The sequence below is a fragment of the Ferrovibrio sp. GW821-FHT12B10 genome, from assembly GCF_058807515.1.
Genome location: NZ_JBXAQT010000001.1, coordinates 2637918 through 2650435, shown reverse-complemented (window position 1 = coordinate 2650435; position 12518 = coordinate 2637918). Strand labels below are relative to the sequence as shown.

Genomic DNA, 12518 nt, shown 5'->3' with positions numbered 1-12518 from the left:
CTGTAATGGCTGCGCAAAAGGCGGATAGTGGTGGTGGACCGGACGCCCTATCCTTGCAGCATGACAAAGACACAGCGACTGCCCACCGATTCTGAATTCGCAGCGATCCGCGGCAACGACGCGAGCGCTGACGGCAAATTCTTCTATGGCGTCAGCAGCACGAAGATCGTCTGCCGTCCCTCCTGCGTCAGCCGCGCACCCAAGCGCGAGAATGTGCGCATCTTCGATACCACTGACGCCGCAGTTGAGGCCGGTTTCCGCCCCTGCAAGCGCTGTCGCCCGGATCAACTGCCCAAGGCCGATGCCCGGCTGGAACGCGCCCGCGCCCTGATCGACCGTCGCCTTGCCGCCGGCGAGGCCACGCCGACGCTGACCGAACTGTCGAAGGAAGCGCATATGGGCGCGACGCATCTGCAGCGCCGCTTCGCAGCCACCTACGGCCTCAGCCCGCGTGCCTATGCCGAGGCACAGCGCGTGAACAACCTGAAGCAGGAACTGCGCCAGGGCAGCGGCGTGACCGATGCGATCTACGGCGCTGGCTTCGGCGCGGCCAGCCGCGTCTATGAAAAGGCCGATCGCTGGCTTGGCATGACGCCGGCCGACTATCGTCGAGGCGGCGAAGGACTGACATTGGAAGTCGCAATACGCCGCACCGCGATGGGTCCGACCCTGGTGGCCGAAAGCCCGCGCGGCATCGCAGCACTGTTGTTTGGCCAGGGCGACAAGGCCATGCTGGCCGAACTGCGCGGCGAATTCCCTGCCGCCGAGATTCGCCGCAACGACAAGGCCGGTGCCGCCGCATTCGCGGCGCTGGACGCCATTCTTGCCGGCAAGCCCGCCCCGCGCAGCCTGCGGCTCGACCTGCGCGGCACGCCGTTCCAGATCCGGGTCTGGACCGCCCTGCAGGCCATCCCGGCTGGCGAGACCCGCAGCTATCAGCAGATTGCCGCCGCCCTGGGCGCACCCAAGGCCTCGCGCGCCGTCGGCTCGGCCTGCGGCAATAATATCCTGGGCGTGCTGGTGCCGTGCCATCGGGCACTGCGCAGCGACGGTAGCCTGGGTGGCTATCGCTGGGGGCTGGACCGTAAGGAAAAGCTGCTCAGCACCGAAGGTGTCGAACTCGAACCGGCCGAGTAAACCGCCCATCGCATTTCCGAAGTCACAATTGGGGTATATCCTTGCCGAGGCGCCCTGCCGGCCATGCAGCCCTTGCATCGCCGGGCGCTTGCAGTCGGTTAGAATAGTTCTAAATTAATAATCCAGACCCGGAAAACCAGGAAGGAGTGCCCCATGGCTGTCGCTATCGACATCGGCATCGCCGATAAGGAACGCAAGAAAATCGCCGATGGCCTGTCGCGCCTTCTGGCCGACACCTACACGCTTTACCTCAAGACCCATAACTACCACTGGAATGTCGAAGGCCCGATGTTCCAGACGCTGCACACCATGTTCGAGGTGCAGTACACCGAACTCGCCCTCGCCGTGGACCTGATCGCCGAACGTATCCGCGCGCTCGGCCACTATGCGCCGGGTTCCTATGCGCAATACGCCAAGCTGTCCTCCATCAAGGAGGAAACCAGCGTTCCGGCGGCGCAGGACATGATCAAGGACCTGGTCAAGGGCAACGAAGCCGTCAGCAAGACCGCGCGGGCCATCTTCCCAGTTGTGGAAAAGTCGTCCGACGAACCGACCGCCGACTTGCTGACCCAGCGCATGCAGATCCATGAGAAGACCGCCTGGATGCTGCGCAGCCTGCTGGAAAAGAAGTAAGCGCCAAAAATACCTTGGTGCCCCTGTAACGTTTCGCCTTGTCTCACCGAAGCTTGATTGGAAGCCGGCCCGTGACCCATTAGGTTCCTCCTGTGGTCATGGGCCGGCCACTATCAGAGCGGAGTGGAAAGATGCTGATCAAGCGACGTCGCGGCTGGGAACTGCCGGAATCGATGGCCACGCCGGAGGCGCTGTTCCTCGACCGCCGCAAGCTGCTGCTGGGCTTAAGCGCGGCCGGCCTGATTGGCGCCACCGGTCTCAAGGGCGCCTATGCCCAGGACGCGACCACGACCGCCGCCGACCTCTACCCGCCCAAGCGCCTCGATGCCTACAAGCTGGATCGCGAGATCACCGAGGAAAAGGTCGCCACGACCTACAACAATTTCTACGAATTCGGCACCAGCAAGAACATCGTCAAGCCGGCGCAGGCGCTGACCATCAAGCCCTGGCAGGTGAAGATTGACGGCATGGTCGCCAAGGAAATGACCGTCGATGCGGAAGACCTGATCCGCAAGATGCCGCTGGACGAACGCCTGTACCGTCATCGTTGCGTTGAGGCCTGGGGCATGGCGGTGCCGTGGAGCGGCTTCCCGCTGAAGGCGCTGGTCGATTACGCGCAGCCGACCTCGGGCGCGAAATATCTCAAGATGGAGACCTTCTCGCGCCCGCAGGAAGCCAGCGGCCAGAAGCAGTTCTGGTATCCCTGGCCCTATGTCGAGGCCGTGACCATCGAGGAAGCGCGCAACGAACTCGCCTATATCGCCACTGGCGTCTACGGCAAGCCGCTGCCCAAGCAGATGGGCGCGCCGCTGCGCCTGGCGCTGCCATGGAAATACGGTTTCAAGTCGGTGAAGTCGATCGTGCGCTTCACCTTCACCGACCAGCGCCCCAAGACCTTCTGGGAAGCGCTGGGCCCCAGCGAATACGGCTTCTGGGCCAATGTGAATCCGATGGTGGCGCATCCGCGCTGGAGCCAGGCCAGCGAGGAGCTGATCGGCACCGGCAAGCGCGTGCCGACACAGCTCTACAACGGTTACGGCGAGCAGGTGGCCGATCTCTACAAGAATGCCGGGCCCGGCGAGAAGCTGTTCATGTGATTTGTCATGGGCTATCCATGACGGATGGCCCATGACCTCATCATCTTCGATCTCGACGGCACGCTGGTCGATTCCGAAACCCTCGCCAACCGCGTCTTCTATGACAAACTCGTGGCGCTCGGCCTGGATGCCGCCTTCGACCTGAAACGCGTCACCCGCGATTTCACCGGCCTCACCGTGCGCAACTGCCTGGCCCTGGCCTACAAGACCTACGGCCTTGCCCCGGTGCCCGAGAGCTTCAATGCCGAGCTGCGAGACGCCACCTATGCCAGCTACCGCGAGCAGCTGGTACCGATCCCCGGCGTGCCGGAGATGCTGCCGCAGCTGCACCAGCCCAAATGCGTCGCCTCGTCGTCCGCGCCCGACAAGATTGCCTACAGCCTGGAGCTGACCGGCCTGACATCGCATTTCGGCGCCAACCTGTTCAGCGTGCATCACGTGGCCGAGCCCAAACCGGCGCCGGATGTTTATCTCTTTGCTGCCGAGAAGATGGGCCATGCGCCGGCGCGCTGCGCCGCCATCGAGGACAGCCTGCCGGGCGCGACCGCCGGCATCCGGGCCGGCATGACGGTCTATGCTTATCGTCCGGAGAATGACACAGAGAGCGACGCGGCCTTTCGCGCGCTGGGCTGCCGCATCTTCCGTGACATGACAGAGCTGCCGGCGCTGCTGGCCTGAAGGCAAAAAAAAGCCGGCCTGGGTTACCAGGCCGGCAAAGTCTTAACAGGGAGGCTCCGCGCGAGACGCGCGGACGGCCGAAACAGCGGGGGAGCTGTCGCGGCCAAGTTTCTGGCCGAAGCCAAAAACCGGGAGATGCTGCGACGCAACATCTGACAGCCAATGATTTACGCCCTGTCGCCCCCTTTGAGTATCCAGAGAAATGGCAACTCAGCTATGCGGCGCGCGCATAACTAACTGGTGAATTAAAGCGTAATTGAATCAGCGGATTACTGCGCTCGGGCCTGGGGGGAAATGCAGGCGGACCGTGGTGCCGCGACCCGGCGCGCTGTCGATTTCCAGGCTGCCGCCATGCAATTCGATCAGGGCTTTGACCAGAGGCAAACCCAGGCCCGTGCCGCGCATCTGTGACACCAGCGCCGAATCGATGCGCCCGAAGGGCTCCAGCGCCTTCTGGATATCGGCCTCGTCCATGCCGACGCCGGTATCCGTCACCGCGACCACGGCCGCGCCATTGGCGGCGATGGTGATCCCGAAGCGGATCTGGCCGCCCGAGGGCGTGTATTTGACGGCGTTGGACAGCAGGTTGACCAGCATCTGCTTGGCCAGCCGCTCGTCGGCGAACAACGCGGCATTCTCGGGAGCCGGATCGGCCTGCAAGGTCACTAGCCGATCGGCGGCCATGGGCCGCAGCAGCGTGGTGCAGTCTTCCACCAGCCGCGACCAGCTCATCGATTCCGGCACCAGCTTCATTTTGCCGGCCTCGACCTTGGAAAGATCGAGGATGTCGTCGATCACCGCCAACAGATGGCGACCGGCGGCCAGGATGTCGTTGGAATAGCGGTCATACTGCGGCACGCCCGAGGCGCCGAGGAGCTGCAGCGACATGATCTCGGAAAAACCGATGATGGCATTCAGCGGCGTGCGCAGCTCGTGGCTCATATGGGCCAGGAACTGGCTCTTGGCGCGATTGGCGTATTCGGCATCCTGATGCGCCTTGATCGCGGCAGTGCGCGCCGCCTCCAGCGTCTCGGTGCGGGCCGCCAGGCTGTCATTGGCCTCGCGCAGCTCACGCTCGCTGCGCTTCAGCGGGCTGATGTCGGTGATCAGCGACGCCGTGCCGCCCGAGGCCAGCCGGAACTCTCGAATCTGCAGCCAGCGCTTGTCGCGCGTGTCGTAGAAGATATGCGGCTCGGCGCGCGCCGCATTGAAGATGCGCATGCGCGTCGCCGCCCAGTCTTCGTAATCGGTGTAGACGCCGGCCATGGCAGGCGCCGGCCGCGTTGCGATCGAAGCGCGGCAGATCTCCTCATGCGACAGGCCGTTGATGCTGGCCAGCGGCATGCCGATGATATCGGCATAGGCCTTGTTGCAGATCACCAGGCGGGCCGCCTCGTCGAACAGCGCCACGCCATCGGGGCCGACGGCGAGCGCGTCGCTCAAACGCTGCTCGGCCTCGCGCAGCTTCTGCTCCGAAGCCTTGCGCTCGGTGATGTCGTTCACCACCACCAGCGCGGCATCCTCGTCGATATAGCGCATCGGCACCGCGGCCATGGTCGCCCAGATCACATTGCCCTGCGCGGTGGCGACCTGCACTTCTTCCGCCGGCTGCGCCGGTTCGGCGAAAATGCGGCCCCGATGGGCAGGATCAAGCACATAGCGGGGCGTCGACGATGACACGCCGCCATCCTCGATGCCGAATAGCTCGGCCGCCGGCCGGTTGCTGTAGAGGAAGGCGCCGTCATTGCGCCGCGCCACCACGATGGGGAATGGCGCGGTATCAAGAATCGAGCGCAGCCGGCGCTGGGCCTCCTCGGCGTTGGCGCTGACCCGGGTACGGTCCTGTAGCATGGTGCGCAAACGCGCCACCATATCGGTGGTACGGCGAAAATACCGGTTCAGACGCAGTGAGAAACTGAGTAGCAGCAGGATGCCGACCAGGCCGGTGCAGCCCAGCAAGATGTCATCACCGCTGGGGCCAAACAGCAGCAGGACGCTGCCCGGCAGCACAGACAGGATGATGATGGTGGCCGAGATCGTGAACTGCACCGACACGGTGAGGCTGAGCGAAGCGACACTGCAGATCAGGCAGACCAGCGCCAGCATCGGCGCCGGCTCGGCCGGCAACTGCACCACGAAGGCCATCATCGTACCGAGCACCACGCCGTTCAGGGCATAGACGGCGAGTAGACGTCGGCGCCAGATATCAGGGACTACGCGGCGGCGGCGATCGGCCTGGAACCAGCGATGCGTCAGATACTGCAAGCCGACCGCGCAGACGGTGGCGGCAAGATAGGCGATACGGCCGGTCTGGCTGACATAGCCCTGCAGCAGGAAAACCACGGCGATGGCCACCGCCAGCTGCGCCAACATGTCGACGGGCCGGCGAACGCGGATCAGCAGCTCATTGCGGCCTGAGCGGCCGATGCCCGGATCGGATTGCCACGGCATGGTCAGTAGCGCCAGTCCGCCACCTTGCGCAGCAGGAAGTCGCGGAAGACCGCCAGCCGCTTGGTGTTGCGCAGCTCCTCCGGATACACGAGATAGGTGTCGAAGCTGGGGCCATCGATATTGGGCATGACGCGCACGATGCGCGGATTACCCTCGACCATGTAGTCGGGCAGGGCCGCGATGCCGAGGCCGCTGGCCACCGACTGCATCACGCCATAGACGTTGTTGACAGTCAGGATCGGGTCGCGCGGCGCCACCGGGTCGCCGACTTTGAGTAGCCAGTTGATGTTGTTGAAATGCGCCGGCGCCTCTTCGCCATAGACGATCAGGTGATGGCGGTCGAGATCGTCGATGGTCTGCGGCGCGCCATGGCGGGTGACGTAATCCACCGCGGCATAGACGTGGTTGTGCACGGTCAGCAGCTTGCGGTGGATCAGGTCGACCTGGGTCGGCTTCCACATGCGGATCGCCACATCGGCCTCGCGCATGGAGAGGTCGAGCTCGCGGTCGTCCACCACCATCTCGATGCGGATATCGGGATAGAGGTCCATGAACTCTTTCAGCCGCGGCGCCAGCCAGACGGTGCCGAACGCCACCGTGGTGGTGACGCAGAGCTCGCCCGAAGGCTTGTCCTTGGCATCGGCGATCATCGCTTCGGTGACAGCCAGGCGGGCGAAAATCTCGCGCGCGGTGCGATACAGCAGCTCGCCCTGCTCGGTCAGGATCAGGCCACGGGCATGGCGATGGAACAGCGTGGCGTTGAGCTGGCTTTCGAGCGCGCCGATCTGGCGACTGACCGCCGACTGGCTCAGGCCGAGGGACTCGCCCGCATGCGTCAGGCTGCCAGCCTCGGCCACAGCATGAAAGATGCGCAGCTTGTCCCAATCAAGCGCCGACATAAGCCCCCCTCAATAACCGGCCCCCGCCCGAACGAGCGGCGTCAATCCGCCGCTTCGGCCGCCGGCTGCGCGTGATGCGCGATGAACTTTTCCGCCTCCAGCGCGGCCATGCAGCCGGTGCCGGCGGCCGTGACGGCCTGGCGGTAAATCTTGTCAGCCACGTCACCGGCGGCGAACACGCCAGCGATGCTGGTCTGCGCCGTGCCGGGCTTGGTGGTGAGATAGCCTTCGGAGTCCAGCGGCAACTGGCCCTTGAACAGCTCGGTATTCGGCGTATGGCCAATGGCGACGAAGAAGCCGTCGGTGGCGATCTCCTGCGTGGCGCCGGTCTTGACGTTTTTGAGGCGCACGCCGGTGACGCCCTGGCCTTCGGCGCCAAGAATCTCATCGGTCGCATGGTCCCAGATCACCTTGATCTTGGGATGCTTGAACAGCCGCTCCTGCAGGATCTTTTCCGCGCGCAGACTGTCGCGGCGATGCACCAGCACAACCTCGGTGGCGTGGTTGGTCAGATACAGCGCCTCTTCCACGGCGGTGTTGCCGCCGCCGACCACGACGACCTTCTTGCCGCGATAGAAGAAGCCGTCGCAGGTGGCGCAGGCCGACACGCCGAAGCCCTGGAATGCCTGCTCGCTCGGCAGGCCCAGCCATTTGGCCTGGGCGCCGGTGGCGATGATCAGTGTCTCGGCGATATACGTGTCGCCGCCATCGCCCTTGGCGACGAAGGGCCGCTTGGAGAGATCGACCGACACGATGTAGTCGTTGAGGATGGTGGTGCCGACATGCTTGGCCTGCGCCTCCATCTGCTCCATCAGCCAGGGGCCCTGGATGGTCTGGGCGAAGCCGGGGTAATTCTCGACATCGGTGGTGATGGTGAGCTGGCCGCCCGGCTGCAGGCCGTGCACCAGGATCGGCTGCAGCGAGGCGCGCGCGGCGTAGATCGCCGCCGTCAGGCCGGCCGGGCCGGAGCCGAGAATAAGGACCTTGGTGCGATGGGTCGTGGCCATGTGAAGTCGGACTCCAGACTCGATGTTTTTCAGGCGCTAAAACGGCGGTTTGCCGATTATGGCAGCCGTGCGGGCCAGCGCCAAGGGGAAGCCCGGCAAGTGGCTGGGAATGCGGCTTTTTCGCCCATCCGGATGACCGGGATATGACGTGCTTCCCGCGACTCGCGAAGACCGATATAGGGCGGCCGGCCGGAGGTTGCCGGCCTAAAAGCCGAACATGTGATCGATGCAGAAACTTTCGGCGCCGTTCTGCAGGCCATGGAAGCCGAACAGCCGGCAACTGGCGTCGCGCACCTGCACCCAGGCGCCCACCCCCGCCGCCTGGCGGTCGGCGGCCGTGAAGGTTTCCGAGACCCGGAAGAAGCGCGAGCCGCCATAGGGGATGGCGAGCGGGCGCTCGGCGATCTTCTCGGCCTTGCCGTTGAACAGCGTCAGCGTGGTCTGCGACGTCTCCTGGCCATAGGCCGCCTTGGGCAGCGAGGCCGGATAGACCAGATGGCAGATGGCATCGAAGCGCGCCTCGCCCAAGCGCAGGAACAGCCGCGTGGTCAGGCCCGGCGGGCGATGGGTGTAGCTCTGCGGCTCGTCGCGATAGGTGATCGGCATGTTGTAGATATGCGCGCCGAAAATCGTCTCGGCCGCATGGCCGGAGCTGCGCTGCTCATAAAGCCCCAGCGCATGCAGCCAGCCATCGGCCTCGCCGCCGTCGCGGAAGTCATAGAGATATTCGATATGGCCATAGCCGGAGCGCAGCGCGGCGCTGGCCTCTTTCAGCCAGGCATCGGTATCGACCGGATGGGACTCGCGGCGCGCCAGCCGGCCCATATACTTTTCGGCCGCCACGCTGCCATCGGCATCATAGAGCACGACGCGCAGCGGCAGTTCATGCTGCGTGGTCGCCATCGGCGTGGGCAGCGTGACCGTCTTCCAGTCCTGCAGCGGCAACACCGGCAGCGGCATGATGTAGCCCTTGCCTAGCAGCGCTTCGAGGCCGGGCAGGTTCGGATCGGGCTTCAGATCGGTGCGCTCGACATTGGCATGCGCGATGCGGCGCCTGCCCGCCAGCTTCGATCCCGTCTGGCCATTGCCCTTCTGCACGATCTCGTAGCGCGGACGGATCAGGTAGCGTCCGGCCTGCAGCTCGATCTGGTCGGGGAATGTCGCATTGGGCAGCAGCTTGCCCAGATCGACGGCGGTGGTACCGAACGGCGGCACCGCGTCGCCATGCCAGGCGGTATCCTGCGAGCCGACGATATTGACGCCGAGCGCGCCGGCGGGGATCGCCACCGGATGGCTGTTCTGCACCCAGAGTAACAAGCGCTCGCCATCCTTCGGCGAGGGGATGCCGGCATAGAAATCGGCCGGCCAGGCATTGGCGTCGTGGCTGCAGCTTAACTGCCGCCCGGAGTCCGAGATGCAGTCGAGCGCGTATTTCACCACATCATGGCCCTTGATGCGGATAGCATGGATGAACAGCGAGCCGGCGAAGTCATCCAGCCCGAAGCGCTGGCGCACCGCGCGGCTGTCGATCACCACCGAATGAAACGCGCCGGACAATGGCTCGGTCCATTCCGCCAGCACGCTGCCATCGGGCGCGAACAGGCAGAGCCACAGCGCCGGATCGGCGGCGCCGTAGCCGCTCCAGTAATTGCCGGTCACCACTTGGGTGTGCAGCACATCGCTGCCGTCGTCATCCAGACCATCGCGCAGGAAGGCGAAGTTGGTGGCGAAGTTCAGCGGATCGAGATAGCGGCCGGGATTGGACAGCCATTCCTTTGGCAGCCGCATCGCGTCCAGGGTAAAGACCTTGCAGCCCTGAGGCAGCAGGCGCGCGATCTGCGCCTTGTGGATCTCGGCATCGAAAGCAGTGATCAGCACGGCATCGGGCTTGAGCGCGGCGATGGCGAGGATCGGCTGCACGGCCTGGCCGAGCCGGGTCTGGCCCAGGTCTTCCACGCGCTGCACGAAAACGCCGGCAAGATTGGCGCGCGGGACCGGGAAGAAGGTGTCGAAATGCTCGGCCACCGGCTGCGGCTCGGGGTCGTAGACGGCGAGGCGGGCAAACGGCGCGAGATCGGCGACCAGTTGACGGGCCTGCGCGGCGGTCTTCGGGTGACCCAGCGCCTTGAACAGGCTGTGGCCGCCGAAATTGTTGCCCGGCCGCCAGCCGCCCTTGGCGTCATTGTTGGTGAAGGTCTCGATCTTGAGCGCCATCTGGCCCCGTCACTGAATTTTGATTTGGCACTGGTCCTCCGGCGCCCCCGCCCCGGCCTCACGGGCAGCTTTAGCACCTGAGGGCGGCGGTTGGAATCGGCTTGGGCCACCTCTTTGTGGCCCGGTTTGATCCAGGTCAGGCCGGCCCACTCCGGTTCGTTTTGCTTCCTTTGGCTTCGTTTGCCGTCCCGCGCGTTCGTTTCGCTTCGTTTGGCTTCGTTTGCGTTCGTTTTGCTTCGTTTCGGTTCGTTTCGGTTCGTTTCGGTTCGTCCGGCTTCGCCTGGATCGGGTTAAAGCCCTGAATAAGAACATATAATGTACATTATATAGGACTAAAGTCAAATTCCGCAGCCGGATAATTTTATGTCGACGCTCACCCTTGGATTCTTGCGCGTTTTTATAATATTATTGCGCAAACCTCCCAAACCGAGAAAATTCCATGCAACGCGTCAAACTTGACCTGATTGACCGCAAGATTCTGACGGACCTGCAGGCCGACGGCCGCATGACCAACGTCGAACTGGCGCAGCGGGTCGGCATCTCCGCACCCCCCTGTTTGCGCCGCGTCCGCGCGCTGGAGGAGGCCGGGTATATCAAGGGCTACCATGCCGACCTGAACCCGCAGCTGCTGGGCTACGGCGTCACGGTTTTCGCGATGGTGGGCCTGAACAGCCAGGCCGAGCATGACCTCGTCGCCTTCGAGCAGACGGTGGCCGGCTGGGCCCAGGTGCGCGAGTGCTTCATGCTCGCCGGCGAGAATGATTTCATCCTGAAGATCGTGGCCCGCGACTGGGACGCCTACCAGACCTTCCTGACCAAGGAACTGACGGCGCTGACCAATGTCGCGCATGTCAAAACCGCGCTGACCATCCGCTGCTCCAAGAGCGAACCCGGCGTGCCGGTCGACATGCCGGTGGAAGAAGACGCGGCGGAGTGAGGCTGCGCTTTAAGCGCAGCATCCACATCGGATTATCCTGGAAGAAGTTGGCGTCCCCACGGGGATTCGAACCCCGGTTTGCGCCGTGAGAGGGCGCCGTCCTGGGCCTCTAGACGATGGGGACCCATAAGCCGCGGCGGGCGAAGCCCACGCGAGGCGCACCAGATACAGGAGCCTCCCCCAGCGCGCAAGGGGTTTCCCCCTTCCGCCACGCGAATAACCCCAGTCCGGCCAGCGGTTTGCCGGCCATGCCCAGCGTGCCGGAAGTCCTTGGCCCGGCGCTTTATTTTGTTAAACGAGACGCTTGCATCGGGGTTTTGGCTGGGTATAGTGCGCGCCTGCAACCGGCACCCCGCCGGTTGACCGGTCTTTAGGGATCGGCCGGGTTTTCCCGGACATATACACCGGCTTTGCCGGACGCCGAGCGGGCGTAGCTCAGGGGTAGAGCACAACCTTGCCAAGGTTGGGGTCGAGGGTTCGAATCCCTTCGCCCGCTCCAAATTTCCAAAAACCGAACCTTGCCGCACGCAGCCGTGACACGGCCGCAGGCGATTTGTCTTGGCCTGTGCGGCGCACCCTCGCCTAGACTTCTCCAAACGGCGCTCAAGCCGGCTGGAGGAAACGATGCGTGCGATGCTGATGCGAGCTGCCCTGATGGCTGCGCTGTTCTGGACCGCCGATGCCTGTGCGCAGGCTGCGCCGCCCCAGACTGCTCCCCTGGCCGAGCTGGCGCCGAAAGGCCCGCTGCGCGTCGCCATTGCCATCTCGCCGGCCCCATCCGCGCTGTACGCGATCAAGACTCCCGACGGCAGCTTCAAGGGCGTGACCGTCGATCTGGGGAATGCGCTGGCGAAAAAGATCGGCCGGCCGGTGCAGTTCGTGCCCTATCTGGCATCGGGCGAGATCACGGCGGCCGGCGATAGTGACGCCTGGGATGTCACCTTCATGCCCTATGACGCCACGCGCGGCAAAGCGGTGGATTTCGGCAGCGCCTATCACCTGCTGCAGAGCACCTATCTCGTCACCGCCAAGAGCGGCATCAAGACCATGGCCGAGGTGGATCGCCCTGAGGTGCGCATCGCCGGCGTGGACGGCACGGCGACCGGCCGCGCGGCGGCAGCCTCGATCAAGCAGGCGAAAATCGTGACCATCCCCGGCGTCGATGCCGGCGTGGCGATGCTGAATGCCGGCAATGCTGAAGCCATCGCGCTGTCGCGGGAGTCGCTGACCGGGCTGCTCGACAAGATTCCGGGCTCGCGCATTCTGGATGGCGGCTTCCTGAATTCCACCACCGCCGTCGCCGTGCCCAAGGGCAAGGCGGCGTCGCTCGGCTATGTCAGCGCCTTTGTCGAAGAGGAAAAGGCCAACGGCAATGTGCGCAGGTCACTGGACGCCATGGGGCTGACCAGCTCGCAGGTGGCCCCGCCTAACATGATGGCAACTGGCGGCATGAAACCGCAATAAG

10 protein-coding genes and 2 tRNA genes are annotated in these 12518 nt (G+C 64.4%); 7 read left to right on the top strand and 5 right to left on the bottom strand.

Annotated elements, in window-relative coordinates; translation table 11 throughout:
• Positions 1–60 precede the first annotated feature (60 nt).
• The 4 genes from ada to AC1RRT_RS13375 all read left to right on the top strand — a co-directional run bounded on the left by ada (position 61) and on the right by AC1RRT_RS13375 (position 3545).
• Positions 61–1137, top strand: coding sequence for a bifunctional DNA-binding transcriptional regulator/O6-methylguanine-DNA methyltransferase Ada (gene ada / locus AC1RRT_RS13390; protein ID WP_493014299.1), 1077 nt, complete (start codon positions 61–63; stop codon positions 1135–1137).
• Between the two features lie 153 nt (positions 1138–1290).
• Positions 1291–1770: a Dps family protein gene (locus AC1RRT_RS13385; RefSeq protein WP_492980217.1), complete on the top strand. Its 480-nt coding sequence runs from the start codon at positions 1291–1293 to the stop codon at positions 1768–1770.
• 131 nt (positions 1771–1901) lie between these two features.
• A complete protein-coding gene (msrP, locus tag AC1RRT_RS13380) occupies positions 1902–2867 on the top strand; it encodes a protein-methionine-sulfoxide reductase catalytic subunit MsrP (protein WP_493014298.1) in 966 nt (321 codons plus the stop codon).
• A 24-nt stretch (positions 2868–2891) separates the two neighbouring features.
• On the top strand, positions 2892–3545 hold the full coding sequence (locus AC1RRT_RS13375; RefSeq protein WP_493014297.1) for an HAD family hydrolase: 654 nt from the start codon (positions 2892–2894) through the stop codon (positions 3543–3545).
• 261 nt (positions 3546–3806) lie between these two features.
• On the opposite strand, the gene AC1RRT_RS13370 is transcribed toward AC1RRT_RS13375, so the two are convergent.
• The 4 genes from AC1RRT_RS13370 to AC1RRT_RS13355 form a co-directional block, all read right to left on the bottom strand.
• Positions 3807–5996: a PAS domain-containing sensor histidine kinase gene (locus AC1RRT_RS13370; RefSeq protein ID WP_493014296.1), complete on the bottom strand. Its 2190-nt coding sequence runs from the start codon at positions 5994–5996 to the stop codon at positions 3807–3809.
• Between the two features lie 2 nt (positions 5997–5998).
• Complete coding sequence (locus tag AC1RRT_RS13365) at positions 5999–6895, bottom strand: LysR family transcriptional regulator (protein ID WP_493014295.1); 897 nt, start codon at positions 6893–6895, stop codon at positions 5999–6001.
• A 41-nt stretch (positions 6896–6936) separates the two neighbouring features.
• A complete protein-coding gene (gene trxB / locus AC1RRT_RS13360) occupies positions 6937–7902 on the bottom strand; it encodes a thioredoxin-disulfide reductase (RefSeq protein ID WP_493014294.1) in 966 nt (321 codons plus the stop codon).
• 204 nt (positions 7903–8106) lie between these two features.
• Positions 8107–10116: a hypothetical protein gene (locus tag AC1RRT_RS13355; protein ID WP_493014293.1), complete on the bottom strand. Its 2010-nt coding sequence runs from the start codon at positions 10114–10116 to the stop codon at positions 8107–8109.
• 439 nt (positions 10117–10555) lie between these two features.
• Between AC1RRT_RS13355 and AC1RRT_RS13350 the strand changes: the two genes are divergently transcribed.
• Positions 10556–11053 (top strand): Lrp/AsnC family transcriptional regulator, encoded by a 498-nt coding sequence (locus tag AC1RRT_RS13350; RefSeq protein ID WP_493014292.1) that lies wholly within the window; start codon positions 10556–10558, stop codon positions 11051–11053.
• Between the two features lie 48 nt (positions 11054–11101).
• On the opposite strand, the gene AC1RRT_RS13345 is transcribed toward AC1RRT_RS13350, so the two are convergent.
• Positions 11102–11177: transfer RNA gene (locus AC1RRT_RS13345), tRNA-Glu, on the bottom strand.
• A gap of 300 nt (positions 11178–11477) precedes the next feature.
• Here AC1RRT_RS13345 and AC1RRT_RS13340 point away from each other — a divergent pair.
• Both AC1RRT_RS13340 and AC1RRT_RS13335 read left to right on the top strand, forming a co-directional pair.
• A tRNA-Gly gene (locus AC1RRT_RS13340) sits at positions 11478–11552 on the top strand.
• A 125-nt stretch (positions 11553–11677) separates the two neighbouring features.
• Entirely contained in the window at positions 11678–12517 is an 840-nt protein-coding gene (locus AC1RRT_RS13335) for a transporter substrate-binding domain-containing protein (RefSeq protein ID WP_493014291.1), read from the top strand.
• The last annotated feature ends 1 nt before the right edge of the window (position 12518 follow it).

Bases quoted from the DNA above. Each gene is read 5' to 3' on its own strand.
- ada (WP_493014299.1), top strand. From the start codon at position 61: ATGACAAAGACACAGCGACTGCCCACCGATTCTGAATTCGCAGCGATC.
- AC1RRT_RS13385 (WP_492980217.1), top strand. From the start codon at position 1,291: ATGGCTGTCGCTATCGACATCGGCATCGCCGATAAGGAACGCAAGAAA.
- msrP (WP_493014298.1), top strand. From the start codon at position 1,902: ATGCTGATCAAGCGACGTCGCGGCTGGGAACTGCCGGAATCGATGGCC.
- AC1RRT_RS13375 (WP_493014297.1), top strand. From the start codon at position 2,892: ATGGCCCATGACCTCATCATCTTCGATCTCGACGGCACGCTGGTCGAT.
- AC1RRT_RS13370 (WP_493014296.1), bottom strand. From the start codon at position 5,996: ATGCCGTGGCAATCCGATCCGGGCATCGGCCGCTCAGGCCGCAATGAG.
- AC1RRT_RS13365 (WP_493014295.1), bottom strand. From the start codon at position 6,895: ATGTCGGCGCTTGATTGGGACAAGCTGCGCATCTTTCATGCTGTGGCC.
- trxB (WP_493014294.1), bottom strand. From the start codon at position 7,902: ATGGCCACGACCCATCGCACCAAGGTCCTTATTCTCGGCTCCGGCCCG.
- AC1RRT_RS13355 (WP_493014293.1), bottom strand. From the start codon at position 10,116: ATGGCGCTCAAGATCGAGACCTTCACCAACAATGACGCCAAGGGCGGC.
- AC1RRT_RS13350 (WP_493014292.1), top strand. From the start codon at position 10,556: ATGCAACGCGTCAAACTTGACCTGATTGACCGCAAGATTCTGACGGAC.
- AC1RRT_RS13335 (WP_493014291.1), top strand. From the start codon at position 11,678: ATGCGTGCGATGCTGATGCGAGCTGCCCTGATGGCTGCGCTGTTCTGG.